Below are 25,546 nucleotides of genomic sequence, written 5' to 3'. Positions count from 1 at the left end.
TCCACCTAGCGCTTGAACAGCCGCTCGCGCTGCGCTTCGAGCCAGGCCAGGGCGCCACGGGTCTTGGCCCATTGGTCACGCATCAGCGTACGGTATTGCCAGGCTTCGGCGCGGCTGCCCGTCGCCGGAGCCTCGTCCGACACCGCTGGCGCTGCCCGGGGGTTGTCAGTGCACAGCATGGCGATGGCGTGGGAATTCAGAGCAACCGCCTCGCGCAAGGCATCGAACGCTTCTTCCTGACGTTCGAGGCGATAGAGCGCCAGCGCGCGCCCCATCAACACGCCTAGCAACGGCGCTTCCATCGGCTGCTGACTGACCTCGAGGGCGTGCTGGTTGCGCCCTTCCCGCAGCAACTGGTCGAGGACCAATTCGCGCAGCCCCAGGCTGTCCTGGTCGTCGAGCGAGAGCAAGCGCTCGGCGAGATGGCGCGAGCGCTCGCGAGCGCCTCGTTCCATACCGACGACCAGCGCCAAGCCGGTGCGCAGCAACACGGCATTGTCGGCCGTATCCCACACGAAGGAACCGCTACCCTCGCCTTCCAGTTGCGTCAGCCAGCGTTCCAGGCGCATTGCCAGGGGTTCGAACAGGCTCGGTGCCATCCATGGCAGGCTGCCGAAGCGGCTGGTCAACGCCAGCGTCAGGGCCTGGACGACCTTGGGTGAATCGAGCCATTCGGGATTCGCACAGAGCTTTTCCAGCCACTGACTGGCATGTGGCCAGGGATCGGCCTCGAAACCCAGCGCCGAGTCCTCATCCACCAGCACCTGGAAGTACTCCTGCCAGGCGGCAAACAGCGTGTCCTCGCGAGCCGTGCTGTGGTATTCGAGCTCCCCTGCGGCATTGCGCTCGAAGTGCAGTCGCGGCGCCGTGGGCAAGGCCTCCAGCAGTGCCTGCAAGGCCGCCAGCGGCTCGGCCAGGTCTTCCTCGGAATTGACCATCTGCTCGGCCAGTGTGGCGCCGGGGTTATCGGCCAGCTCGGCCAGGAAGGCCAGTTGGTCGGCATCCAGGTCTCCCTGTCGTGACAGTCGACGAAACCAGAAGCGTGCCCGTTCGCTGGCTTCCTCGGTGTTCCCCTCATGCAGCAGCAGCATGGCTTCGATATAGGCCAGGGTCGGCGAGTCGGGAAGCGCCTGTTGAGCACGCACGAAGGCTTCACGGGCACTGGCCAGATCGTCGCTGTCCAGATACATCAGGCACAGCCGTTCCAGCGCCACACCACGCAGAAACAGCGGCCCCCGCTCCAGCACCTCGTCGAGCAAGGTCGTCCGCTTGCGATGAAAGCCACGCTCCTGATACAGGTCGATCAGCAGCTCGAAGGCCGGTTCGGCCTGTTCGGGCAGCCGTGACCAGTCACCTTGATCGAACAAGGCCTCGAGGATCTGCTGGGCACGCCCGCGCTGGCCACTTTCAGCAGCGATCAGCCCGGCCTCGAGCAGGGCTTGGGCGGGTGCCCGGCCACTGGCGAGGGCCGCCTTGAGGGTGTCACCCTTCCAGTCGCGCAGCGACATCATCCACATCAGATGACTCGGCACCGGGCCCGGCAGACTGACGGCACCACAACAGTGCTTGGTCTTGCGCCCCGAATCGCACCAGCAAGGTTCATTGCGCCCCGGACGCGCCAGTGGCTCACAGGCGAAATCGAGTCGCTCCAGCGGTGTCTGCGACCAGAGTTCCGGTGCCAATGCCTGCGCCATCGCCAGATCGCCACCCAGTGCTGCCTTGCCATGTTCGCGGGTCCAGGCCATGAAGGACGGATAGTGTTCGTCTTCGCGAATCGCCTCCAATGCCTCAGTGGCAAATCCCAGCAGTTGTTCCACCCATGCCGCCAGCATCGCAATCTCCGCCGCTCGAAAATCCGTTCAGTCTAACATGCCACTCATCAGGTGCTCATCCGCGATGGCACGCCCCTATCGCCAATGCTAGGGTGAGCCACGCCACTTGCCCTGCCTCATGCCGATCGCCACAGGATTGCCGCCTTGCGTTTCCCCTTTTTTCGCTCACGTCCCACTAGCCATGAAACGCCCCAGGTACGCCTGGAGCGCGAGGGACGCGACGAGATCAACCGCATAACCCAGGCGGTGGAAAAGGTTCCCTGGTCGATCAATTTGATGCAGATCCTGTGGACTGCCGGTCCTGTCACGCTGCTGGGGGCATGGGGAGGCTACCTGCTGGGTTACGGGCGAGCCCCCTCGGCCGAGAACTACATCTTCTTCATCACCTATACGGTGATCACCGGTGCCGCAGGGATCATCGCCAATCTGGTGCATCAATTCACCAGCACACGCAAGGCCGAGAAGACCACCGCCAAGATCGAGCGGGTAATCAGGGCCCTGCCCGAACTGCTGCTGCTGACCCGCGACCTGATCGTCGAGAGCCTGGAAGGCGATGCCCGTCGACGCGAGGCCGCAGCCATGTTGCTGCGCAAGCAGGATCTGTCGCCGGAGGGAGTGGAACTGGCGGCGCTGGAGTTGCTCGATGATCGCGACAGCGCCCGTATCATCGGCCAGATCGATGTCTATCGTCGCGTGGGTCTGCATGCCCGCATCCGCGACCTGATCGCCCTGTATGGTGACACCCTCGTGCCGCAGTTCACCGAGCTGGCCGAGGCGGCACCTCAGGCCACGGCGCTATTGCGCGAGCGCTTCGAAGGACATGCCCCGGACCTGCGCCACGGGGTACCGCGCGACGACAACTTCATCGAGCGCGTGCTGGCCGCCATCGAGCAGGACAACGACCTGCTGATGACCCTGCAGGATGTGGAGGAGATGCTGATCCTGGCCTTCGAGCTGATCAGCGGCCGCCGGATCCCCATGCTGACCTTCGAATATCGCGGCCGCTGGAAACTGGCCCGCGCCTTCGATGCCCTGGAGCAGGCACGCGCACGGCACCGCATCGCCCAGGCCACCGGGCTCTCACGCCTCAAGGCCCTGACCGCCTATCTCGCCGAACAATCCGGCACCCTGGTCGAGGATGCCGCCTCGGGCCTGCGTGCCGAAACCTTGCTGAGCCGCTCGTTACAGGCCATGGACGCCCTAGCCGAGCAGATCCAGCATCTGGCCCAGGCGGTGGACGAGGGCCAGCGCGAACGACGTAGCCAGTTGCGTCACAAGGCCGGCCTGCTGACCAACGCCATCCGCCTCTACAAGAGTGTCTCGAGTGCCTATGAACAGGTCGGACGGCAACATGCGCAGTTGCTCAAGATGCTAGAACGCTGGGAGAAGGTAAGCGCCGAATTCGCCGACAACGATACCCGCCTGCGCCTGGGCCCCGGCCGCCGCGGGCTGCGCATCCGCGAACGTGTGATTACCCTGGACGATGAGGCCAAGGCACGCGTCTGCAAGCACCTGGCCGACCACCTGGAGCGGGCGGGAATCGAGCAGCGGCGCAACCACCGCCTCCATGACGAGCGCGCCCAGCGCCTGAGTGTCGGTGTCGACAGCGCCAAGCGCCTGGCCATCGAGATCGCCCTGGCCCTGGAGCCGCATATCCAGCTGTCGCGCCCCGAGGTGCAACGCGCCATCAACAGCACCAATGCCGCCGACTTCGGCCAACTCGAGCCCAACCTCTCGGCAGCCGCCAAGGCGGCGCTGGGCGCGGCCATGGTCAAGGAAATCGAGGTGGACCTATCGCGCAATGCCGAACAACTGGCCCTGGCGCTGGTGCGTCACTATCAGGTAGAGCTGGAGCCGGCGGCCATCGACTTTCTCACCCAGCACTACGGGGCGCGTGAGAACACCCTACGTATGCTTTCCCACTATCACGCCACGCATCCCCAAGGCGACCCTCGCAACATCAGCTACCTGAGTCAGCGGCCGCCGGCCGTGGGCCCCCCGCCCCGCAACTGGTATCGGGCACTGGTCCAGGCACGCCGTGCCCTCGACAAGCATTGAGTGGCTAGTCCGAGCGCGCCCATTTCAGTAATGGCCGGCTGCGCTCGTGCATGTCCAGGCGTGCTCCGAGACGTACCAGGTTCCAGTAATGACCGTTCAGGGTTCGTGACAATAGCAGGGTGTCGGCGGGGGGTTGCAGGCGGTCCATGGCCGCCCACACCCGTGGACTGAGTTCACGCAGGCGGCGATGGACGCGCACATCGCTGAAATCCTGGGGACCGGATGCGAACAGCGGGGCGATGGCCTCGGCCGATTCACGATACAGCGCCAATGGCGCCCCCTCCCCCTGGCGACCACCCAGTCGACGCAAGGCCGTATCCATGGCCATCGGATCCTGGTCCAAGGCGGCATCGAGGAGGGCGAGCATGGCTTTCAGGCGCGCCGGGGGCACCGGGATCACCGCCCCCAGGTCATAGACGATCAACCGCCCCTCGGCATCACTGGCGAAGTTGCCGGCGTGCGGGTCGGCGTGCAACTCGCCATGGGTAAAGAGTTCCTCGGTCAGCCAATCGGCCAAGTGCATCGCCAGGCGCTGACGCAGATCGTCCGACGCCACCTCCAACTCGCGCAGTGGCGTACCGGCGACATGGCGCATGGCCAGGACATGCGGACCGCATAACGACTCGAGGGGCTCGGGAATCACCAGCCAGTCGCGATCGGCATAGCGCCGGCGGTAGCGGGCCAACGCCCGCGCCTCGGCATGGTAGTCCAGTTCACCGCGCAGGCTTTGGGCCAGTTCCTCGAACAACGCATCGAGGCGCACCTGCGGCACCTTGAGCCAGCGCCCCAGACGCATCATGTACCGTACCTGGGCCAAGTCGCTTTCCAGCACTTCGGGCAGTCCCGGATATTGCACCTTGAGCACGACGCGCACCCCCTCTCGCGTCGTCGCCCGATGCACCTGCCCCATGGAAGCACTGGCGAAAGGCGCCGTCTCGATATCGGTGAACAGCCTGTCCAGCTCACCATATTGCGCCACCAGCACCTCGCGAATGCGCGGCCAGGGCATCGGTTCCGCCTGGCACTGCAGGCGCGCCAGCTCATCGGCGAGATCAGGCGGCAGCAAATCGTCCCACTGGGCCATGAACTGGGCCAACTTCATGGCCGGCCCCTTGAGCTCGGACAACCCCTCGAACAGGGCTTCGCCCAGGGTTCGCCAGTCCGCCTGGCCGCCCAGACGACTGCGAATCATGGCGCCACCGGTACGTGCCCCTAGCCCCAGCAGACGTCGCCTTCTGCCACGCTCACGCATAATCAATACAATTCCTATACAGGATATAGCTCAGGGTACACCTGGCTGTCGGCCGACGATACTGTAAGAATATCCACTTTTCGATTCGAGAATCGCCATGCGCCTGATCATAGCCGAGAAGCCCAGCCTGGCACGCGCCATCGCCGATGCCTTGCCCGGTGCCGCCAAGCGCGAGGACGGCGCCATCGTCGTGGGCGATACACGCGTCACCTGGTGTCTCGGCCACCTACTCGAACAGGCACCGCCGGATGCGTACGACCCGGCCTTCAAGCAATGGCGCCTCGACCATCTCCCCATCCTGCCCCGGCAATGGCGTCTGACACCCCGTCCCAAGGCCCGGGGGCAGTTGGCGGCGATCCGCCGCCTGCTCAAGCAGGCGACCACGGTGGTGCACGCCGGCGACCCCGATCGTGAAGGCCAGTTGCTGGTCCAGGAAGTGATCCATTACCTGGGGTGGAAAGGCCCCGTATCACGCCTGCTGATCAGCGACCTCAACCGTCCGGCGGTGGTGAAAGCCCTGGCACATCTCGACGACAACGCCCGCTACCAGTCACTGTACCGTGCCGCCGAGACCCGCTCGCGGGCCGACTGGTTGTACGGTATCAATCTGTCGCGCGCCTGGACATTGATCGGCCGTCAGGCAGGCCATGATGGCGTCCTGTCCGTGGGGCGCGTACAGACCCCGGTGCTGGGCCTGGTGGTACGCCGTGACGCCGAGATTGCCGCCTTTCAGCCGCGTCCCTTCCATGTACTGTGGGTGAACCTCGCCGTCGAGCACGGCCAGCTGCGCGCCTGGTGGCACCCGGCCGAACACCACCCACTCGACGATCAGGGCCGACTGCTCGAGCGCCCCCCGGCTGCGGCACTTGCCGCACGCCTGCCGGGTGCCAGCGGGCAACTGGCAAGGCTAGAGTCCCAGCACAAGCGCCAAGCCGCGCCCCTGCCCTACTCGTTGTCAGCGTTGCAGGTCGATGCCTCTCGACGCTACAAGCTCTCGGCCAAGGCGGTACTGGACGCCTGCCAGAGTCTCTACGAACGCCACAAGCTGATCACCTATCCGCGCAGCGATTGCCGTTACCTGCCCGAAGGTCATCTGACACTGGCGCAGAAGGCCCTGCACGGTGCCTGTCGCGGCGACGAGACCCTCGACCGATGGCTGGGCGGCGCTGACTTCTCGCGCCGCTCCAAGGCCTGGAACGACAAGCGGGTCGGCGCTCACCACGCCCTGGCTCCCACCGGCACCCGACCCGACATGAGCCGGCTGTCGAACAGCGAGGCCAATGTCTTCCGACTGATCGTGCGCAATGTCCTGGCACAGTTCTACCCGCCGCTGGAATTCCGTGAAATCAAGGCACGCTTCGAGATACTCGGCGAGGACTTTCGTGCCCAGGGTCGCGAGATCCTCGACCCTGGCTGGAAGCCACTGTTCGCCACCCGCGACGAGGCCCCGCCGCTGCCCTCGCTGCGCGAGGGCGAGTCGGCCAGCGTCATCGACCAGGGCGTGGAAGACCGCGAGACCCGGCCACCGGAGCCGTTCAATGACGCCAGCCTGATCAAGGCAATGATGAATATCGCCCGCTATGTCGAGGACGCCGAGGTCAAGCGCACCCTGCGCGAATCCGACGGGCTGGGCACCGAAGCCACCCGTGCCGGCATCATCGAGACTCTACTCGAACGCGGCTACCTGGTGCGCCAGCAGAGCGCATTGCGCGCCACCCGGACCGGCGCCGCCTTGATCCAGGCCTTGCCGGAAGCGGCCAGCCGTCCCGAACGCACGGCGCTGTGGGAACAGCGCCTGACCGCCATCGCCGAGCAGGATGCCGCTCCATCCCCCTTTCTCGACGGTCTGATCGACGACCTGCGCGGCTTGCTCGACGCCGCCGATACCCAGCGCATGCGCCAGGCTCTCACCACGGCACAGGGCCTCGACGCCCCGGCCCGCAAGGCACGCCCCACCAGCCGCAAACGCAGCAGCGGACCCCGCCAGACGGGAAACGCCAAGCCGAGGACTCGCCGCCGCAAGGTGCCGTCATGAATCGCCAGCGGCAACTGATCGTCGGCCCCGGTGCCCTGGGCAGATTGCTGGCCATGCACTTGGCCGGGCAGGTCCCGGTGACGCTCCTCGGCCGCCGGCCGTTACCGACCGAGCTGACCTTGATCACGCCCCAAGGCGAGCATCGGCCCCGGGTCGTCGCTAGCCTGACGGCGACGGAGCTTGCGCCGACGTCGCCCCTGGTGGTCCATCTGGCCACCAAGGCCTATGCAGCGGAATCGGCCTTTGCCGCTATTGCCGATCGCCTTGACCCCGCAACACCCCTGGTATTGTGGCAGAACGGTTATGGGGTGCAGGAGATGCTCACCCGACGCTGGTCGGGCCCGGTGCTATGTGCCACCACCACCGAGGGCGCCTATACCCAAGGCGATGCCGGCGTGGTGCACGCCGGCCATGGCCAGACGGCACTCGGCCACCTCGAGGGCCGTTATGCCGACCTGGCCGACGGCCTGGCCGCGACCCTGACGGCGGCAGGCCTATCCTGTCACGCCGTGGACGATATCCGCATCCGGCTATGGCACAAACTGGCGGTGAACGCCGCCATCAATCCGCTGGTGGCGCACTGGCGAATCCGCAACGGCCAGTTGCGCGATCGCCCCTTCCGGCCCATGGTCGAGACGATCATCGCCGAAGTGGCCATGATCATGGCCCGAGAAGGCATTCCCGAGCCGCTGGATGGCTGGCACGGCCTGGTGTGGAAGGTCATCGAAGGCACCGCCGATAATCGTGCTTCCATGCTGCAGGACGTCCTGACCGGACGCCCCACCGAGCACGACGCCATCCTCGGGCCGCTACTGGACGCAGCCAGGCGTCATGGGCTGACGGTCCCCTGTCTGACGGCCCTTACCCCCACCCCAGGCCAACCCCCAAGAACCCCAGGGTCGTAAGCAGCGTGGCGACATTGACGCCGAGCACACGGGACAAGCCGCTACGGTCGCCGAGTACTCGCGGCAAGCGCCAGGCGATCCAGAGGGCGATGGGCGACGGCAGAAGCGCTAGTAGACCGCTCGGCGGCAGGAAGCCGGCCACACACCCGGCCACCAACAGCAGATAGGCCCCCAGCAACAACGCGACCACGATCCTGGCTGCCGCCGCCATACCCAGGACGACAGGCACATGCCGACGCCCCACGCGGCGGTCGGCCTCCACATCCGGAAACTGGTTGATCAGTAGCAACTCGCTGACCAGCAGCATCACGACGAGTGCAACCAGTATGGCGCTCATGCCGGGGGAGCCGCCCAACGCCAGCATGGTGCCCAGTACCATGACTGGCCCGAAGCCGAGTCCCGGGGCCAGCAGGCAAGCCCAGGGTGAGCGCGTGATCCAGCGCGTATAGCCAACTACCAGGGCCAATCCGCCGAGACCGACGATCGATATCGGCAGGCCGCGCAGCCACAGGAAATAGCCCCCGACCATGACGACGCCGGCCAGCATGGCAATTGCGGTGGCCAGCACCCGGGGCGCCGCAGTGGGTTCCTCGGGCAAGGCGCCGCTGCCACCCGAGAAGGGCGTACGCCGTGTCATCAGGTCGAGGCCCGAGTGAAAATCCTGGTACTCATTGAGCAGATTGATGGCCGCATGCGCCAACAGGGCTCCCAGCATGACCAGGGCAATATCCAGCCCCTGCACCTCGACGGGCTGTCGCCAGGCCAACGCGATCCCCAACCAGACGCATAGCGGCGCCAGAATCAGAAAGTTGGGCCGGCTCGCCCGCACCACTGCCATGCTCGACATAAGCGTCCCTGGTTGCAATGGGCAAACGGCGCCCTATCCCCGAGGGTCATTATCTCCTTCCCCTTATTCCATCACCCATGATCCAGATCAAGACCGAGTGCATGAGACTCTTCCACACTGACGAAAACACGGCGGCGATGGAGGCACTCGGCATGGGGATAGGCAATCGACGACTTCCGCTAGTCCTCGGTGGCTTGGCAGTCGCCGTGGCACTGGCCTGGGTAACTCAGGGCAAGGGGGTGATCCACAACGATCCCTTGCGCAATATCCATATCCCCGCCGAACTGACCATGCCGCTGCAGGTCAAGGTCGCCTACGACGAGGAACGCATCTTCTTCCGCTATCGCTGGCCAGCCGAGCAGGCGCATGTCTATCACGACATGCTGCGCTATACGGATGGTCAGTGGGTACGTCACGGCGCCTCGAGGGTGGGACCGGACCCGGCTGGGACCTATGAGGATCGGGTGGCCATGCTCGTCGACGACGGCAGTGTCCCCGAGTTTTCCCGTTACGGCGGCTATATCACCGTGGGGGCCAATGCCCGCTTCTTTACCGGTTCGGCCAGCCCCGCCGAGGTGGCCGCTCATCCGCATCTGGGCGAGACACTGGGCCAGACGGAGGTGCAGAAACACCTTCCGGCCACCCGTCACGATGTTGCCGATTGGCGCAGTGTGATCGATGCCGACACCCTTCGTGCTCAGCGCGAAGCGGGCTATTTCCTCGACCTGTGGCACTGGCGCGCGGGCCGCTCCAACCCCGTGGCCATGTCCGACGACCAGTGGGTTGGCGAGCACCGCCACGGCGATGCCGGGCAAGCTCCCTTCACCACCAACTGGGATGACAACACCGGCCAGCCGCAATGGATGTTCGATCCTGGAGCCACCGGCATGTATGCCCTGCGCTGGGAGGACGTGCAGTCCGAGCGCGTCGACTTCGACGGCATCTACTATCTGGCCGAAGACATCGCGGTTCCCTTCGATGCCGATCATGACTGGCAGGAAGGCGATGTGATTCCGCGTCGGCTACTGCGCCAGGGAGCCGGCTCGCGGGGCGACATCCACGTCCCCGGCGGCGCCCGCTGGGAAGACGGCTATTGGGACGTGACCCTGGTCCGCGCCCGGGACACCGGCAATCCTCTCGATGACAAGATGTTCCGTGACCAGGGACGTTACGACCTGGGCTTCGCGGTGCATCGCGATGCCTCCGGCAGCCGTTGGCACTATGTCTCGCATCCCTACAGCCTGGGACTCGGTCGTGCTGCCGATATTCAGGCCGTCGCCTTCTCCGGCAGTGCCCCGGACTGGTCTCAGGACTGGTTCGAAACCACGCTGTTCTATCCCGGGCAGGTCAACTGGCCGTTGCTGATTGGCCAGGCACATGCTGGCGCCTCCGACATTGGTGCCGGCAAGCCGGTTCGCTCACGCCATAGCGAGGAGCAGCTTGCTCACTATGGGGTAGAGATGGAGTTCAACGACGCGATTACTCGGCAGTGGCAACTGACCCTGGCGGCCGGCCTATTGTTAATGATCGGGGTGCTGATCGGCCTATGGCCGAGCTTTTCCCCCACCCGCAAAGGAGACCGCTCATGACCGGCATACATCATATGCTCGTCCATTTTCCGGAGGCATTCTGGGCTCTCGCCACACTGATGATCCTGGTCGGTGCACTGAGCCGCGGGCGACTGGCCGAGATCGCCCAGGCGGCCCTGCTACCCGTGCTGGTCCTGAGCCTGCTCGCGGCACTGGCCGCCATCGTCAGCGGATTCCTGGTATGGCCGATGGAGGCCAACCTGGCCAGCCCGTTGGTCCGCAACCATATCCTGATGGCGCTGTGGTCGCTGGGCCTGTGGACACTGATCACCGCGCTGGCGTGGCAGGCACGAGACGCTGCCTTCATCGATTCCCGGCGTTGGGCCCTGGTATTCCTGGCTCTGCTCGGTGGGGGGCTCTTCGCCATCACCGGCACCTTGGGCGGCCACCTGGCAGGCGCCCCGACCGCTTTTTCCGCACTGGTTGGTGCCCTCGGATGGAATGTCTATACCACCTTCTATGTCCCTTACTGGGTGCTGGCCGTGATGGTGTTGGTCGGTCTTGGCTGCGCCTGGCTGGGCGTGCGTGAGTTTCGGCAGTCTCGATCACCCAAGCGGGTCAAGAGCCGTGTCACGATATCCTGACAAGCTCTTGACCTGACTGCGGACTCAGGGCTTATGCTCTATATTCAATCAGCCGGCAGGGTGATATTCCCGAATGGAACCGTTACCTTGCGGCTTCATCAACCTACTTACAGGGAGTCACACAAATGAGTCTCAGAATCGGTGATACCGCTCCGGATTTCACTGCGCAAACGACAGAGGGCACCCTGAATTTCCACGAATGGATTGGTGATAGCTGGTGCATTCTCTTTTCGCATCCCAAGGACTTCACCCCGGTTTGCACCACCGAGCTGGGCTACATGGCCAAGCTGAAGCCTGAGTTCGACAAGCGCAATACCAAGATCGTCGGCCTGTCGGTGGACCCGGTCGACAACCATACCGCCTGGTCGAAGGATATCGAGGAAACGCAGGGTGCGGCTCCCAACTATCCGATGATCGGCGACGAAAAGCTGGAGGTCGCCAAACTCTACGACATGCTGCCGGCCGAACTCCAAGGAACCGCGGAAGGACGTACCCCGGCGGACAATGCCACCGTGCGGTCGGTGTTCGTCATCGGGCCGGACAAGAAGATCAAGGCGATGCTCGTCTATCCCATGACCACCGGTCGTGACTTCAACGAGGTGCTGCGCCTGCTGGATTCCGTCCAGCTGACCTCCAAGCACACCCTTGCCACACCGGTGAACTGGAAGCCAGGTGAAGACGTCATCATTCCGCCGTCGGTCAGCGACGAGGAAGCCAAGCAGAAGTATCCCGAAGGCTTCACCACGCTGAAGCCTTACCTGCGTACGGTCAAACAGCCGTCCTGATGGTGACCGACTACGCAAGCGGGGCCCTGGCACGGCCAGGGCCCTTTTTTTCCACCCACTCGAGCAGCGCTTCAAGCCCTCCTCCCTGACAGTTGCGCAGGGTAAGCCGTGCCTGCTGACGTTTGGCCAACTCCACGGCAATGGACAGTCCCAGGCCGCTTCCGCTGACCTGTTGATCGGCGACACGTCGAAACCTCTCTGTCACCACGTCGAGCAATTCCTCGGGAATTCCTGTACCACTGTCGCGGATACTCAGCCATGTGTCACTCCCGTCACGGCCAAGTGCCACTTCGACTCGGCCACCATCGGGTGTGTAGCGCAGTGCATTGTCGAGCAGGTTACGGATCAGTATCCCCAGTTCGGTGGCATCGCCCTCTATCCATAACGGTGACGACTCCCTGACTTCCAGCTCCTGGGCATGGGCCTCAGCCAATGGCCATAGCTCCGCGGCCAGTTCCAGCACCAGGGCACGCAAGTCGAGACGTTCGGCCACCGCCTGCTGCTGGGAGTCGAGACGCGCCAGAATCAGCAACTGATCGACGACTCGCTGTAAGCGTTCGATACCGTCATAGGCCTTGCGCAGAGAGGTCTGCTCACCGGCCATGGCATTGTCGAGATGGATCTTCAATGCTGCCAACGGTGTGCGTAACTCATGGGCGGCATCGGCGGTGAAACGGCGCTCACGATCCAGGGCCTCGCCGAGGCGCCCCATGAAATCGTTGAACACATCCCGCAGAGCCACCAGCTCACGAGGAACCTCGAGTTCGATATGGCTAAGGTCGCTGGCGCCTCGCCCTTTCACCTGCTGTGACAGGCGTGCAATAGGACCGAGACCACGGTGGATCAGCATTCCCATCAGCACCAACAACACCGGCAAGGCAATCAGCATGGGCAGGAGGTCGGCCAGAGCCACCTTGCGCGACAGTTCGTCGTGAAAATCTTCGCTCAGGCCGATGCTCAACCAACGCTGCCTCTCGTTAAGCGGCAAACTGAACACTCGCCAGCGCTGGCCGTCGTACTCCTGCCAACGGTAGCCCTCCCTGTCGGGTCCCGGAAAAGGGCCGGCATCATTCCATTCGGCTCCCAGCAGCCAAGGGCTGCCATCGGCGTTCCAGACCCCGACGGACAGCATCCGCTCTTCATGGTGGTATCGCATGCCGAAAGACGAGTTGCCATCGGGCGCTTCATCACCGTACCAACGCGCCGGATGCCCTGGCTGGTCCAGATGACGGGCAATCCTGACATAGGTGTCGCGCGGTGTCTCCGGACCGACCAACGCCGAGACGATGCGCCCTTGCAGGCTCAATTGCGCATCCAGGATCTCTTCCATCTCGTGATGGGTGGTGAAATAGGCGGCGATCAGGCTCAGTGTGGCGGCAGCCACCAGCACCAGCGCCAATGTCGAGGTCAGGTAACGACGGATGGAACTCATGCCACTCGACTATCCAGGCGATAACCAATCCCACGCACGGTAGCGATCAGCTTCTTGTCGAGCTTGCGACGCAGGTGGTGCACATGCACCTCCAAGGCGTTGGATTCCACTTCCTCGCCCCACCCGTAGAGAAGGCTTTCCAGACGTGAGCGTGGCAGCACCTTGTCGGGATAACGCGCCAGTTCCAGCAACAAGGCGAATTCACGCCGTCCCAGGATGATCTCCTGTCCCTGCCAGCTCACCCGATGCTGGGCCTCGTCGATCGCCAGCCCGCCAAGGATCAACGCCTGGGAGGCACGACCTTCGGCACGGCGCGTCACCACCCGCAAGCGGGCCAGCAGTTCCTGGAGGTCGAAGGGCTTGAGGACATAGTCATCGGCACCGGCGTCCAAGCCGCGAATGCGTTCCTCCACGGCATCGCGGGCCGTGAGTATCAACACCGGCAAACGACTATGACGACGAATTTCGGCCAACACCTCCAAACCGTCGATATCGGGCAAGCCCAGATCGAGTATTACCACCGAGAAATCCTCGGTCTTCAAAGCCGCCAGGGCATCGACGCCCCGTGACAACCAGTCCACCGCATAGCCAGCACGTATGAGAGCGGTCTTGACGCCGTCCCCAAGCAGCGGATCGTCTTCCACCAGCAACACTCGCATCGTCGGTCCTCATCCAACTCCTGACCGCCATCATCGACCCCGGGGCCTTAAGGTTTCCTTAATGCCTCGTCGCCATGCCCGACAGCACGTTGCATAAGGATACCTTAAGCTAATCGCGCCAGGCTGAGCGAGTCCAATCGCCACCGAGGTCATTGCGTATGTCTGCCCCTCTGCTCTCCGTTATCGTGCCAGCCCGGGACGAAGCAGATAACCTGACCGCGCTGCTCGATGAGATCGAGCGGGCGCTGGGCACACTCGACCATGAGGTTCTGGTGGTCGACGACGGCTCCCGCGATCGTAGCTGGAACGTGCTGTGCGAACGCGCCGCCGACGATCCGCGGCTGATGGCCTTGCGACATGCCGAGAGTGCCGGTCAGAGCACGTCGATCTGGCATGCGGCCCGCCGCGCTCGCGGCACGTGGCTGGCGACGTTGGATGCCGACGGCCAAAACGACCCGGCCGATATCTCTCGCTTGCTAAGACAGGCACAACACAATGATGTGGCGATAGTCATCGGCCACCGCACCCTGCGGCGGGATAGCTGGCTCAAGCGCATTTCGTCGCGCATCGCCAATGGGGTACGCGCCACGCTACTAGGCGATGCCACACCGGATACCGGCTGTGGCCTCAAGATCATGCGTCGCGACATCTTTCTCACCCTGCCCTATTTCGATCATATGCATCGTTTCCTGCCGGCCCTGGTACGATCCCAAGGCGGACGCTGCCTGTCTCTACCGGTCAATCACCGACCACGACGGACCGGCCGTTCCCACTACGGCCTGCACGATCGCCTGTGGGCGGGGCTGGTCGACCTGTTCGGGGTGATGTGGCTATGCCGCCGTTCGCGGTTGCCGATCATGACGGTCCCCTTGGGAGCCACCCACGATATATTCCGTCATTCACAGGAGGAGGTATGAGCCAGAGCGGGCTGTGGCTGACGATAGGCTTTCTCGGCCAAGCGTTATTCAGTGCACGCTTCCTGGTGCAATGGTTGGCCAGCGAACGTGCGGGGCGCAGCGTGATACCACTGGCCTTCTGGTTCCTGAGCCTCGCTGGGGGAGCGACCCTGCTGGCCTACGCCCTGTATCGCCGCGACCCGGTGTTCGTGCTGGGGCAGGGAGCGGGACTGATCATCTACCTGCGCAACCTGATGCTGATCCGTCGCGAAGCACCCCGGCGGGAGAGCACTGCATGATGGCCACGCTTACCTGCTTGCCGACATTCACGCGTCGTCATGAGCGCTTGGCCACATGGCTGTTGATACTCTTAGCACTGCTTGTGTTGGGACTGGGTATCGGTCTGCGCGATCCCTGGCCCGCGGATGAGCCACGTTTCGCACTCAATGCCCTCGAGATGCCCAAGACCGGCAACTTCTGGCTCCCGCATCGTGGCGGAGAACTCTACCCTGACAAGCCGCCACTGTTCATGTGGGTCACAGCCTTGGGCATTGCCCTTACCGGCTCCGTGCGACTGGGATTTCTGCTGCCGTCGCTGCTCGCCGCGCTGGGCACCCTCACCCTGGTGATGGACCTGCTACGCCGCTTGCATGGGCGCCGAATCGCGTTGCTCGGAGGTATCGCCCTACTGACCACGCTACAGTTCACCCTGCAGGCCAAGACCGCGCAGATCGACATGCTGCTGACCTTCTTCACCACCCTGGGCGCCTATGGTCTGCTGCGCCATGCCTTGCTGGGTCCGGCATGGCGCTGGTGGTGTGCAGGCTGGGCTGCGATGGGATTGGGGATTCTGACCAAGGGAGTCGGTTTCCTGCCGCTGGCCCTGCTACCCGCCTGGTACTGGTTGGGACGCGATGGTCAGATCACTTCTTTGCGCTTTCGCGAGCTGATCGCCGGCATCGGAATACTACTGGCAGTGGTCGCGCTATGGGGACTGCCGATGATCGTCATGACCAGCCTCGGCGATGACCCGTCACTCGCCGCCTATCGTGACAATATCCTGTTCAAGCAGACTGGCGAGCGCTATGCCGATGCCTGGCACCACGTCAAGCCCTGGTACTACTACCTCAGCCAGGTACTGCCCTGGGCATGGATGCCGCTGACACTGGCTTTGCCTTGGGCGATCCCGGCCTGGTGGCGACGTTTCAAACGCCATGACACACGTATCATCCTGCCACTGAGCGCCATGGGATTGATCATCGTCTTCTTCAGCCTGTCACCGGGCAAGCGCGGTGTCTACATGCTGCCCACCATCCCTTTTCTGGTACTGGCCATGGCCCCGCTATTGCCAGGGTTATGGCAACGACGCGGCTTGCAACACCTGGGGGCTGTGACGTTGGTGCTGTTGGGAGGGGTTCTACTTGCCGCCGGCATGCTGGGCAAACTGGGATTGCCGGCCTTGCAGGCGCTGGCCCAACGGCATGACCTATCGCCTTGGGCCTGGTGGATCACCCTGGGCGTGGCCGCCATGGCACTGCTCGGTTGGCTCAAACCACGTCGCGGTCTGCTGGCGTTGACACTATGGTTTGCCGTGTTCTGGGGGCTCTGGTCGACCTGGGGCTATAGCCTAATGAACGAGACCCGATCTCCCAATGCCATGATGCAACGCGTGGCGGCGATCACCGGGCCCGATGCCTGGCTGGCACTCCCGGCTTTCGATGAGGAATTCCTGCTCCAGAGCCGCCAGCCGAGCGTGCATTTCGGGTATCACACCCCTCTCGAGTCACAGCTCGAACGTGCCTACGCGTGGCTGCAGCAAGCACCCGACGTACGCTGGATGCTCATCGACCAGCACCACCGCGACGCCCTGGAATGCGTGGCACTCGACGAAGCCCGGGATCTTGGTTTCCAGAATAGCGAAGAGTGGTGGTTGATTCCCGCCACGGCCGTTGCCGACTGCCGTGGCGACGCAGATGCCGCGCCGCTGTTCGTGGCCCCGACCAGTCTCACGAAAACGGAGGTCGGCACCACCTAGTCCTCCGAGAAGCACTGAAGGCATCGTGGCATGCGCCGAGGGACTCCTTCACCATTTTTACGAGCGTAAGCGTTTCTTAAGAATGCGACCGTAGAGTGGGAATCCAATCCTTCGGGCTTCCGCCATGATCGCTATCATCTCTCCTCTTCGTTCACACCTGACCGGCATACGGCACCCCTCTCCCGGGGTCACTCGGCCATCGCTCGTGGCGATCCTGATCGTGGCGTTCGGCTGGCCGCTGAGCCAATTGGGGGGAAGCTGCACCGGTGCCCTGTTGAGCGTCGCCGCTCTCACCGGCATCAGTGCCGCCTGGCTCGTTACCCATCGCGACAGCCCTTGGGCCTGGCTCGACGCTACGAGCCCCGCCGACGTCCTGGAAGGCGATCTAAGCACTTTTTCCGCCGCGGCCCTGGCCACCTTGGGAATATTGCTGCTCCTCGCCTGAACATAGCCATGTCGGTGCGGCATCACGTCATAGTAATCCTTCAACACGGCACCGGCCCGGCTGGCCTTTCTAGCCGGTGTTGCGCAGCCCCGCGGCTATCCCCGCCATGGTCACCATCAGTGCCCGCGATAGTTCAGGGCTGATGGCACCGTCGGCATCGCGATTACGCTGCAACAGCTCGGCCTGGAGGCCGTGCAGCGGATCGATATAGGGGTTGCGAACCTCGATCGCCTGACGAATCAAGGGCGTTTCTTCCAGCAGCTCCTGCTGATCGAGGATCTCGAGCAACACGCTCTGCAAACGTGTGAAGCGACCGCGCAGGTCCTTGCCCAAGGCCTGTAGACTCGGCTCGTCGACCAGACGATGTTCGTAATAGGCGGTGATATCCACGTCGCCCTTGGCCAGCAGCATCTCCAGCATGTCGAGGTAGGTGCCGAAGAAAGGCCACCTGCCGCGCATTTCGCGCAACCGTTCCAGGCCACCGTCCTCCTCCAGGCGCGTGATGAAGGCATCGCCGCTCCCCAGCCAGGCCGGCAACATCAATCGAGTCTGGGTCCAGGCGAAGATCCAGGGAATGGCGCGCAGCGTCTCCACGCCACCATCCTGACGCCGCTTGGTGGGACGCGACCCCAATGGCAGGCGTCCCAGCGCCCCCTCCGGCGTCACCGCGCGAAAGTAGGGGACGAAATCCGGGTTCTCGCGCACCACACCGACATAGCCACGATGGGCGATCTCGGCCAGGCGGTCCATCTCCTCGCGCCACACCGGCTCGGGAGCCGGCGGCGGCAGCAATGTGGCCTCGAGCACCGCACAGGTATAGATCTCCATGGAGCGCAGGGCAATATCCGGCTGTCCGAACTTGAAACGGATCATCTCGCCCTGCTCGGTGACCCGTAGGCTACCGTCCACCGAGCCCGGGGGTTGCGACAGGATCGCCGCGTGTGCCGGCCCACCACCACGACCGACGGTACCGCCGCGGCCATGGAACAGGGTCAGGTCGACGCCGTGCGACTCACACACCTGCACCAGGGTTTCCTGCGCGCGGTACTGCGCCCAGGCGGCGGCCAGTTGACCGGCATCCTTGGCCGAATCCGAGTAGCCGATCATCACCTCCTGGACGTCGCCGGCCAGGTGCCGATACCCCGGCAGCGCCAGCAGGCGGTCGATGACGTCGCCGGCACGGTTGAGGTCGTCCAGGGTCTCGAACAGTGGTGCGATAGGCAGGCGCACGTCGCCGCCCACCTCCTTCATCAACAACGCCACCGCCAGCACATCGGATGGCTGTGCGGCCATGGAGATGATGTAGGTTCCCAGCGCTTCGCGTTGCTCGCGGGCGATGACCCGGAAGGTATCGATGACCTCCCGGGTCTCGGTGGAACACTCCCAGCGGCGCGGGATCAGCGGCCGTGGCGACTCGAGTTCGGCGAGCAGGAAGTCCTGGCGCTGGGATTCATCCCATTCGCGATAGTGGCCGAGCCCCAGAAAGTCCGTCAGCTCCTCGAAGACCTGGGCATGCCGGCTGGCTTCCTGGCGAATGTCGAGCTTGGTCAGCGTCACGCCGAACACGGCCACCCGACGCAGGGTATCCAGCAGCACACCATTGGCGATGGTGTCGAGACCCACGTCGCACAGTGACCGATAGCAGGCCAGCAGCGGTGCATAGAGCTGATCGCGGTTTTCGATGATCGCCCCTCCCTCGTGAGGACGACCATCGAGACACGCCTTGGCCCAGTCGCGGGTTGCCTCGACGCGTGCCGCCAGGCGCTTGAGCAGCACACGGTAGGGCTCGGCTTCGTCCCCGACCTCGGCCCGCAGCGCGCTGTTGGCCTTCCACATCGACAGCTCGACCTTCAACTGTTCGAGATCGCGCATGTAGAGATCGGCAGCCATCCAGCGTCCCAGCAGCAGCACTTCACGGGTGACCTTGGCGGTGACATTGGGATTACCGTCGCGATCGCCGCCCATCCAGGAGGCGAAACGCAACGGCGCGGCATCCAGCGGCAAGCGTTCGCCAGCGGTTTCCAGTAGCAGGGAGTCGAGATCGCGGTGGAAATCCGGCACTGCCTGCCACAGCGAATTCTCGATCACCGCAAAGCCCCATTTGGCCTCGTCCACCGGTGTCGGGCGCTCGTGACGAATCTCGTCGGTATGCCAGGCCTGGCTGATCAGCTCTTCCAGGCGACCATGGGCGCGACTGGCCTTCTCCGGATAGTCGGAGGACGCTTCGATGGCCGTCAGGCAATCATCGATAGCGTCGTACTTCTGGATCAGGGTACGGCGGATGACTTCGGTAGGATGCGCCGTGAGTACCAGTTCGACACGCATGCCGGCAAGCGTTTCCACCAGTTTGCGCGGGTGGTGTCCCGCTTCCTGCGCCCGTGCCAGCAATTCGTCGAGTGCCGGCTGGGAACCGGGCTTGTAGTCTTCGACGCGCCGAAAACGTGCGCGATAGTGCTGCTCGGCGATATTGGCCAGGTTGAGGAACTGGTTGAAGGCACGGGTCACCGGCAACAGGTCGCGGTCAGGCAGCCGCCGCAGGTACTCGATCAGCTCGCGCCGCGCCTGCTGATCGCCCTGGCGCCCGCGCTTGGCGAAGCTGCGAATGGCCTCGATCTTGTCGACGAAGGCATCACCCTGATCGTCGGCGATGGTTCGCCCGAGGCTGTCGCCCAGCACCCGCACGTTATCGCGCAGGGATTCATGCAAATCATGACTCATGGGGTTCCCCCTTCGGCACCGCGGGCACATCGCCCTGCGGTATTCAGCAATTGGATTCGGTGCCCTTGGCCCGCTGCCAGTGATATTCCATCTCGTCGAGACTGGCCTCACCGAAGGTCCCTTCCTCGATCAGCGAGGTCTCGACGTAGCGGAAGCGCCGTTCGAACTTGGTATTGGTGGCTCGCAAGCGCTGCTCCGGATCGGAGTTCAAGGTCCGCGCCAGGTTGACCACGGCGAACAGCAGGTCACCGACCTCCTCGCCCGCCTGCTCCCGGTCCTCCGCCGCCAAGGCCTGCTCGACCTCGTCGAGCTCCTCGCGGATCTTGGCGATCACGCCGCGCGCGTCTGGCCAGTCGAAGCCGACACGGGCGGCACGCTTGGATAGCTTGGCCGCCCGCGACAGGGCCGGCAGCGTCCGCGGCACGTCGTCGAGCACCGAGGTCGCCGCACGCTCGGCACGCTCCTCAGCCTTGAGGCTTTCCCAGCGGCCGTGCACCTGGGATGTCGCCACCTCGGCGGCCGTCGCATCGGTACGCCGTGTGGCCAGGGTACCATCGGGAAACACATGCGGATGGCGACGCAGCATCTTGGCGGTCAGGATATGCACCACGTCATGGAAGTCGAACCGCTCCTCTTCCGCAGCGAACTGACAGTAGTAGACCACCTGGAACAACAGGTCGCCGAGCTCCCCGGGCAACTCGTCGAAGGCCCGGCGTTCGATGACGTCAGCTACCTCGTAAGCCTCTTCGAGAGTATGCGGCACGATGGAATCCCAATCCTGCTCGAGATCCCAGGGACAGCCGAGCCGCTCATCGCGCAACACCGCCATCAGGGTCAACAGATCATCGAGATCATAGCGATGTTCGCTCATGCCTGGCGCCTCTTGTGCTTCTTGCTACCGGCGCCACTACGCAGGCGCTTGACGTCGGTCACGTTGGGCAATTGCTGGATGCGCGAGAACAGCCGTCCCAAGGTCTCCAGGCCATCGACCTCCACGGTGATCGTCATGCGCGCGATACCATCGTCGGTGTCAGTGCGGGTGTTTACCGAGAGCACATTGACCTTGTCGTGGCTGAGCACATTGGTCACGTCACGCAGCAACCCCGAACGGTCCCAGGCCTCGATCTCGATATCCACCGGGTACTGGGTATGGGCGCGCTCACCCCATTCCACGTCAACGATGCGGTTGGGCTCATCGACGCGCAACTGCAGGATGTTCGGGCAGTCCTGACGGTGGATGGTCACGCCGCGACCCTGCGTAATGAAGCCGACGATCTGATCGCCAGGCACCGGATGACAACAGTTGGCCATGCTGGTCTTGAGGTTACCGACGCCAAGCACGGTAATGCCGTCACTGGGATCCTTGCTCGGCGTTCGCTTGGGCTTGGCAAGCAAGCGATCGAGCTGCTCCTGGTCATCGCTGTCCCCGAACAGCTGCTGGGCCTGGTGAAGGACCTGACCGATACGCAGGTCGCCGGCCCCCAAAGCCGCATACATGTCATCCGGCGTCGCATAGTTGACCGACTTGGCCAGTCGCACGAGATCGATGTCCTCGATATCCAGGCGCTTCATTTCCTTGTCGAACAGCGCCCGGCCTTCCTCGAGATTCTGGTCACGGGCTTGCTGCTTGAACCAGACTTGGATCTTGGAGCGTGCCCGGGAAGTACGCACGAAACCCAGCGACGGATTCAGCCAGTCGCGACTCGGTCCGCCCTTGGTGGCGGTCAGGATCTCTACCTGCTGGCCGGTCCTGAGCTTGTAGGTCAACGGCACGATGCGTCCATTGACCTTGGCGCCCCGGCAGCGATGCCCGATCTCGGTATGTACCCGGTAAGCGAAGTCAATGGGCGTGGCGACCCTGGGCAGGTCGATCACATGGCCATCGGGAGTGAATACATAGATGCGGTCCGGCGCCACGTCGCTGGCGAGCCCCTCGCGCAGGTCGCCCAGGTCGCCGACTTCCTCCTGCCATTCGAGCACCTGGCGCAACCAGGCGATCTTCTCCTCGTAACTGCGACTCTTGGCGCTGGTGTCGTGGCCCTTGTAACGCCAGTGGGCACAGACGCCGAGCTCGGCTTCCTCGTGCATGGCGAAGGTACGAATCTGGATCTCCAGCACCTTGTTCTCGGGGCCCAGTACCGCGGTGTGCAGCGATTGATAGCCGTTCTTCTTGGGGTTGGCGATGTAGTCGTCGAACTCGTTGGGCACATGGTGCCAGCGCGAATGCACAATCCCCAGTGCGGTATAGCAATCGGTGACTTCGGGCACCAGGATACGTACCGCCCGCACGTCATAGACCTGGGAGAAGTCGATGCGCTTGCGCTTCATCTTGCGCCAGATCGAATAGATGTGCTTGGCTCGACCGTCGACGTCGTACCGGGTGATGCCCTGGGCCTCGAGCAATCCCTTGAGCGTCTCCACCACGTCATTGATATAGCGGTCGCGATCGAGACGCTTCTCGGCCAGCAGCTTGGCGATGGTCTTGTAGTCGTCCTCGTGCAGGTAGCGGAAGGACAGGTCCTCCAGTTCCCACTTGAGGTGGCCGATCCCCAGACGGTGGGCCAGGGGGGCGTAGATGTCGAACACCTCGCGGGCTACCCGCAGGCGTTTCTCACGGGTGGCGTCCTTCACCTGGCGCAAGGCGCAGGTGCGCTCGGCGATCTTGATCAACGCCACACGCACATCGTCGATCATGGTCACCAGCATCTTGCGCAGGTTGTCCTGCTGGTTGTGCTGCGACAGCCCCTGGCTCGGCGTCTGATGGCTGATCGCTGCCATCTGCAATACCCCATCGATCAGCCTGGCGACCTCGTCACCGAAACGCTTGGCGATGATCCCGATGTCGATCAGCCCTTCACGCACGGCGCGATACAGCACCGCGGCTTCGAGAGACGCCTGGTCGAGCCTGAGCTCTCCAAGGATATCGGCCATCTCCAGTCCCGTACGAAAGCTCGAGCCATCCCTCAACCAGGCCTTGTGAGGACGGCCCGCCTCCCGCGCCAACTCGTGAGCCAGACGACAGGCCTCACGCATCTCATCGACATCGCGTAGTGTCACGTCTTCTTGTAAGCGCGTCAGCCACTGATCGATATCCACCATGCCGTCATTGGTCAGTGGCTGGTCTTCTCGAACCTTAACCATGTTCCAGCCTCCCTCCTTTGATGTCGCGCGTGGTAGCACGTTCGAAGAGCAGCATCGATTCCAGATGCGCCGTGTGCGGAAACATGTCCGCCACGGCCGAACGTGTGATGCGGTAACCACCCTGCACGAGCTGTGCCGCATCGCGAGCCAGGGTCGCTGGATCGCAGGAGATATAGAGGATCCTGGGCACTGCACTCCCGGCGAGCCAGTGACACACGGCCTCGGCGCCCTCTCGCGGGGGGTCGAGCACCACGAGATCGACGCCATTCGGCGACATTTCTTCCAGCGTCTGCTCCCGACTGAGGTCCGCCTGGCGCGCGCTGACATGCTCCAATTCGTTACGCCGGGCGTTGTCGGCCAGCCGCGCCACCATGACCGGGTTGCCCTCCACGGCGGTCACCTCGGCAGCCTGCACCGCCAACGCCAGGCTGAAGTTGCCGACGCCGGCGAACAGGTCGAGAACCCGCTCACCGTGCGTGGGCATCAGCCAGTCGAGCGCCGTGTCGACCAGGCGCTGATTGATTTCGGCTCCGACCTGCAGGAAATCACCAGGCGCGAAGCCCAGTACCAATTCATGGACCCCACTTACCAAGGTATAGTGCAGATCCGGCATCGCGGTCAGCCAGGAAAGTTGCGGGGTTTCACGACCCACGAGCCAGCCCAGCGCCACCTCGTGATCGGCGGCAAAGGCCCGCCAGCGATCGGCGTCGACGGGGTTGTCGCGAAGTTGGCGCACCACCAGGCAAGGCCCCGTCTCGCTCGCGAGCAATTCGATATGACCGACCTGACGCGGTGCCTCGAGGCCCGCCAACAGGCGGTGCAGTGGCACGAGCAAGCGGGCCAGTTCCGGAACCAGGATGGTGCAGTGGTGGATGTCCACCAGGTGATGGCTATGCCGTGCCCGAAAGCCCAGATGCACCTGCCCCTGCGCATCGACCTTGACCCCCAGTCTGGCTCGACGGCGATAGCCTTCGCCGCTCGCCGCCAGCAATTCCGGAGCGATCCCCGTCTCGATCCCCTGTCTGGCCAGTTGCTCGATCAGCACCGCCCGCTTGTGTTCGCGCTGCCCTTCGAGCGCCAGATGCTGAAGATCGCAACCGCCGCACTGGCCGAAATGCTGGCAGCTCGGTTCGACACGCTGGGGAGAAGGCGCGAGCACATCACGCAGATGCGCCTCGTCGAAACGCTTGCGCGAGCGGTGTACCGCCACCTCGACACGCTCGCCAGGCAGGGCATGATCGACGAACAGCGTCTTGCCGCAGGCCGAACGCGCCACCCCGCGACCATCATGGGCCAGCCGGAGAATCTCGACGCCTGGGCCCGACGATGCCGCGCGGTCGGATGCCTTGACCCGTGGCTTGTCTGGCGCCGACCGCGACGGCCGACGCTTGCCCAACATCGCCATATCAGAGCTCCGGAGCGAAGAGACCGGTGGACAGATAGCGGTCACCCCGATCGCAGACGATGAACACGATCACGGCATTCTCGACTTCCGCGGCGATGCGCAAGGCGCCAGCCAGCGCCCCGCCGGACGACACCCCGGCGAGGATGCCTTCCTCGCGCGCCAGGCGACGCATATGTTCTTCGGCCTCGTGCTGGCCGATGTCCAGCACCCGATCGACCCGCGAGGCATCGAAGATACTGGGCAAATACTCGGCAGGCCAGCGACGAATGCCGGCGATGCTGGCGCCGTCCTCGGGCTGCAGGCCGACGATCTGGATCGCCTCGTTACGCTGCTTGAGGTATTTCGAAACGCCCATGATGGTGCCGGTGGTGCCCATGGAACTGACGAAGTGCGTCACCGCGCCGCCGGTCTGCTCCCAGAGTTCGGGCCCCGTGGTGCGAAAATGTGCCAACGGGTTGTCCGGGTTGGCGAATTGATTGAGCGGTTTGCCTTCACCGCGAGCGATCATGGTTTCGGCCAGATCACGGGCACCTTCCATGCCCTGCTCCTTGGTCACGGAAATCAACGTGGCACCGAAGGCGGCCATGGCCTGCTTGCGCTCGTTGGAAGCGCTCTCCGGCATGATCAACACCATGCGGTAGCCCTTGATCGCCGCCGCCATGGCCAGAGCAATGCCGGTATTGCCCGAGGTCGCCTCGATCAACGTATCCCCGGGACGGATCTCCCCGCGCGCCTCCGCTTCGGCCAGCATCGACAAGGCCGGACGGTCTTTCACCGAACCGGCCGGATTATTACCTTCGAGCTTGGCCAACAACGTATTGTTGCGGCCCGCCGCGATACGCTTCAGGCGCACCAGGGGGGTATTGCCGACCACATCCTCGAGCGTTGGGAAATGCATCTAACCTTCCTTCTGGAAAAGCCTTTCCGC

Annotated in this window: 20 protein-coding genes; 10 read left to right on the top strand and 10 right to left on the bottom strand. The window is 63.9% G+C overall.

Annotated features, from left to right (window positions below; all coding sequences use genetic code 11):
• Positions 1–5: 5 nt before the first annotated feature.
• Entirely contained in the window at positions 6–1,832 is a 1,827-nt protein-coding gene (locus ACFOEV_RS08825; RefSeq protein ID WP_386772951.1) for an SEC-C metal-binding domain-containing protein, read from the bottom strand.
• 144 nt (positions 1,833–1,976) lie between these two features.
• Here ACFOEV_RS08825 and ACFOEV_RS08820 point away from each other — a divergent pair, with 144 nt between their 5' ends.
• The gene (locus ACFOEV_RS08820) at positions 1,977–3,890 is read left to right on the top strand and encodes a hypothetical protein (RefSeq protein WP_386772949.1); all 1,914 of its coding nucleotides are present in this window, start codon (positions 1,977–1,979) and stop codon (positions 3,888–3,890) included.
• A 4-nt stretch (positions 3,891–3,894) separates the two neighbouring features.
• Here the strand turns inward: ACFOEV_RS08820 and ACFOEV_RS08815 are convergent, their stop codons facing one another.
• Positions 3,895–5,142 carry an ABC1 kinase family protein gene (locus ACFOEV_RS08815; RefSeq protein ID WP_386772947.1) on the bottom strand — a complete coding sequence of 416 codons (1,248 nt, stop codon included), beginning with the start codon at positions 5,140–5,142 and terminating at the stop codon, positions 3,895–3,897.
• Positions 5,143–5,239: 97 nt separating this feature from the next.
• Between ACFOEV_RS08815 and ACFOEV_RS08810 the strand changes: the two genes are divergently transcribed.
• Both ACFOEV_RS08810 and ACFOEV_RS08805 read left to right on the top strand, forming a co-directional pair.
• Positions 5,240–7,177, top strand: coding sequence for a DNA topoisomerase III (locus ACFOEV_RS08810; RefSeq protein ID WP_386772945.1), 1,938 nt, complete (start codon positions 5,240–5,242; stop codon positions 7,175–7,177).
• The gene (locus tag ACFOEV_RS08805) at positions 7,174–8,082 is read left to right on the top strand and encodes a ketopantoate reductase family protein (RefSeq protein ID WP_386772943.1); all 909 of its coding nucleotides are present in this window, start codon (positions 7,174–7,176) and stop codon (positions 8,080–8,082) included. Before ACFOEV_RS08810 ends, ACFOEV_RS08805 begins: the two co-directional genes overlap by 4 nt.
• On the opposite strand, the gene ACFOEV_RS08800 is transcribed toward ACFOEV_RS08805, so the two are convergent.
• Positions 8,039–8,929, bottom strand: coding sequence for a prenyltransferase (locus ACFOEV_RS08800; protein WP_386772941.1), 891 nt, complete (start codon positions 8,927–8,929; stop codon positions 8,039–8,041). The two genes, ACFOEV_RS08805 and ACFOEV_RS08800, sit on opposite strands and share 44 nt — an antisense overlap.
• 101 nt (positions 8,930–9,030) lie before the next feature.
• On the opposite strand from ACFOEV_RS08800, the gene ACFOEV_RS08795 reads away from it, so the two are divergent.
• The 3 genes from ACFOEV_RS08795 (at position 9,031) to ACFOEV_RS08785 (ending at position 11,887) form a co-directional block, all read left to right on the top strand.
• Complete coding sequence (locus ACFOEV_RS08795; protein WP_386772939.1) at positions 9,031–10,518, top strand: ethylbenzene dehydrogenase-related protein; 1,488 nt, start codon at positions 9,031–9,033, stop codon at positions 10,516–10,518.
• The gene (locus ACFOEV_RS08790; protein ID WP_386772937.1) at positions 10,515–11,102 is read left to right on the top strand and encodes a DUF2231 domain-containing protein; all 588 of its coding nucleotides are present in this window, start codon (positions 10,515–10,517) and stop codon (positions 11,100–11,102) included. The genes ACFOEV_RS08795 and ACFOEV_RS08790 overlap by 4 nt, the downstream gene beginning before the upstream one ends.
• A gap of 125 nt (positions 11,103–11,227) precedes the next feature.
• Positions 11,228–11,887, top strand: coding sequence for a peroxiredoxin (locus tag ACFOEV_RS08785; RefSeq protein WP_386772935.1), 660 nt, complete (start codon positions 11,228–11,230; stop codon positions 11,885–11,887).
• Between the two features lie 10 nt (positions 11,888–11,897).
• Here ACFOEV_RS08785 and ACFOEV_RS08780 read toward each other — a convergent pair whose 3' ends face one another.
• Together ACFOEV_RS08780 and ACFOEV_RS08775 are read right to left on the bottom strand one after the other, a co-directional pair.
• Entirely contained in the window at positions 11,898–13,319 is a 1,422-nt protein-coding gene (locus ACFOEV_RS08780) for an ATP-binding protein (protein WP_386772933.1), read from the bottom strand.
• Entirely contained in the window at positions 13,316–13,978 is a 663-nt protein-coding gene (locus ACFOEV_RS08775; protein WP_386772931.1) for a response regulator, read from the bottom strand. Before ACFOEV_RS08775 ends, ACFOEV_RS08780 begins: the two co-directional genes overlap by 4 nt.
• Positions 13,979–14,136: 158 nt before the next feature.
• Between ACFOEV_RS08775 and ACFOEV_RS08770 the strand changes: the two genes are divergently transcribed.
• From ACFOEV_RS08770 to ACFOEV_RS08755, 4 genes are all read left to right on the top strand, one after another.
• The gene (locus ACFOEV_RS08770; protein ID WP_386772929.1) at positions 14,137–14,895 is read left to right on the top strand and encodes a glycosyltransferase family 2 protein; all 759 of its coding nucleotides are present in this window, start codon (positions 14,137–14,139) and stop codon (positions 14,893–14,895) included.
• Positions 14,892–15,173: a lipid-A-disaccharide synthase N-terminal domain-containing protein gene (locus ACFOEV_RS08765; protein WP_386772927.1), complete on the top strand. Its 282-nt coding sequence runs from the start codon at positions 14,892–14,894 to the stop codon at positions 15,171–15,173. Before ACFOEV_RS08770 ends, ACFOEV_RS08765 begins: the two co-directional genes overlap by 4 nt.
• Entirely contained in the window at positions 15,170–16,909 is a 1,740-nt protein-coding gene (locus tag ACFOEV_RS08760) for an ArnT family glycosyltransferase (protein ID WP_386772925.1), read from the top strand. Before ACFOEV_RS08765 ends, ACFOEV_RS08760 begins: the two co-directional genes overlap by 4 nt.
• A 124-nt stretch (positions 16,910–17,033) precedes the next feature.
• Entirely contained in the window at positions 17,034–17,354 is a 321-nt protein-coding gene (locus tag ACFOEV_RS08755; RefSeq protein ID WP_386772923.1) for a hypothetical protein, read from the top strand.
• 69 nt (positions 17,355–17,423) lie between these two features.
• On the opposite strand, the gene ppc is transcribed toward ACFOEV_RS08755, so the two are convergent.
• Genes ppc through cysM form a run of 5 tightly spaced genes read right to left on the bottom strand, consistent with a single transcriptional unit; the run spans position 17,424 to position 25,516 of the window.
• A complete protein-coding gene (ppc, locus tag ACFOEV_RS08750; protein WP_386772921.1) occupies positions 17,424–20,072 on the bottom strand; it encodes a phosphoenolpyruvate carboxylase in 2,649 nt (882 codons plus the stop codon).
• A gap of 43 nt (positions 20,073–20,115) precedes the next feature.
• The gene (gene mazG / locus ACFOEV_RS08745; RefSeq protein WP_386772919.1) at positions 20,116–20,943 is read right to left on the bottom strand and encodes a nucleoside triphosphate pyrophosphohydrolase; all 828 of its coding nucleotides are present in this window, start codon (positions 20,941–20,943) and stop codon (positions 20,116–20,118) included.
• Positions 20,940–23,213, bottom strand: a complete 2,274-nt coding sequence (gene relA / locus ACFOEV_RS08740; RefSeq protein WP_386772916.1) for a GTP diphosphokinase — start codon at positions 23,211–23,213, stop codon at positions 20,940–20,942. Before relA ends, mazG begins: the two co-directional genes overlap by 4 nt.
• Positions 23,206–24,618, bottom strand: a complete 1,413-nt coding sequence (gene rlmD / locus ACFOEV_RS08735; protein WP_386772914.1) for a 23S rRNA (uracil(1939)-C(5))-methyltransferase RlmD — start codon at positions 24,616–24,618, stop codon at positions 23,206–23,208. Before rlmD ends, relA begins: the two co-directional genes overlap by 8 nt.
• A 1-nt stretch (position 24,619) precedes the next feature.
• Complete coding sequence (gene cysM / locus ACFOEV_RS08730; protein ID WP_386772912.1) at positions 24,620–25,516, bottom strand: cysteine synthase CysM; 897 nt, start codon at positions 25,514–25,516, stop codon at positions 24,620–24,622.
• Positions 25,517–25,546 lie beyond the last annotated feature (30 nt).

Source organism: Litchfieldella rifensis (assembly GCF_042646605.1).
In the GTDB taxonomy this organism is placed as follows: domain Bacteria; phylum Pseudomonadota; class Gammaproteobacteria; order Pseudomonadales; family Halomonadaceae; genus Litchfieldella; species Litchfieldella rifensis.
This window is presented reverse-complemented; position numbering and strand designations above follow the sequence as displayed.

Bases quoted from the DNA above. Each gene is read 5' to 3' on its own strand.
- ACFOEV_RS08825 (WP_386772951.1), bottom strand. From the start codon at position 1,832: ATGCTGGCGGCATGGGTGGAACAACTGCTGGGATTTGCCACTGAGGCA.
- ACFOEV_RS08815 (WP_386772947.1), bottom strand. From the start codon at position 5,142: ATGCGTGAGCGTGGCAGAAGGCGACGTCTGCTGGGGCTAGGGGCACGT.
- ACFOEV_RS08810 (WP_386772945.1), top strand. From the start codon at position 5,240: ATGCGCCTGATCATAGCCGAGAAGCCCAGCCTGGCACGCGCCATCGCC.
- ACFOEV_RS08805 (WP_386772943.1), top strand. From the start codon at position 7,174: ATGAATCGCCAGCGGCAACTGATCGTCGGCCCCGGTGCCCTGGGCAGA.
- ACFOEV_RS08800 (WP_386772941.1), bottom strand. From the start codon at position 8,929: ATGTCGAGCATGGCAGTGGTGCGGGCGAGCCGGCCCAACTTTCTGATT.
- ACFOEV_RS08795 (WP_386772939.1), top strand. From the start codon at position 9,031: ATGAGACTCTTCCACACTGACGAAAACACGGCGGCGATGGAGGCACTC.
- ACFOEV_RS08790 (WP_386772937.1), top strand. From the start codon at position 10,515: ATGACCGGCATACATCATATGCTCGTCCATTTTCCGGAGGCATTCTGG.
- ACFOEV_RS08785 (WP_386772935.1), top strand. From the start codon at position 11,228: ATGAGTCTCAGAATCGGTGATACCGCTCCGGATTTCACTGCGCAAACG.
- ACFOEV_RS08780 (WP_386772933.1), bottom strand. From the start codon at position 13,319: ATGAGTTCCATCCGTCGTTACCTGACCTCGACATTGGCGCTGGTGCTG.
- ACFOEV_RS08775 (WP_386772931.1), bottom strand. From the start codon at position 13,978: ATGCGAGTGTTGCTGGTGGAAGACGATCCGCTGCTTGGGGACGGCGTC.
- ACFOEV_RS08770 (WP_386772929.1), top strand. From the start codon at position 14,137: ATGTCTGCCCCTCTGCTCTCCGTTATCGTGCCAGCCCGGGACGAAGCA.
- ACFOEV_RS08765 (WP_386772927.1), top strand. From the start codon at position 14,892: ATGAGCCAGAGCGGGCTGTGGCTGACGATAGGCTTTCTCGGCCAAGCG.
- ACFOEV_RS08760 (WP_386772925.1), top strand. From the start codon at position 15,170: ATGATGGCCACGCTTACCTGCTTGCCGACATTCACGCGTCGTCATGAG.
- ACFOEV_RS08755 (WP_386772923.1), top strand. From the start codon at position 17,034: ATGATCGCTATCATCTCTCCTCTTCGTTCACACCTGACCGGCATACGG.
- ppc (WP_386772921.1), bottom strand. From the start codon at position 20,072: ATGAGTCATGATTTGCATGAATCCCTGCGCGATAACGTGCGGGTGCTG.
- mazG (WP_386772919.1), bottom strand. From the start codon at position 20,943: ATGAGCGAACATCGCTATGATCTCGATGATCTGTTGACCCTGATGGCG.
- relA (WP_386772916.1), bottom strand. From the start codon at position 23,213: ATGGTTAAGGTTCGAGAAGACCAGCCACTGACCAATGACGGCATGGTG.
- rlmD (WP_386772914.1), bottom strand. From the start codon at position 24,618: ATGGCGATGTTGGGCAAGCGTCGGCCGTCGCGGTCGGCGCCAGACAAG.
- cysM (WP_386772912.1), bottom strand. From the start codon at position 25,516: ATGCATTTCCCAACGCTCGAGGATGTGGTCGGCAATACCCCCCTGGTG.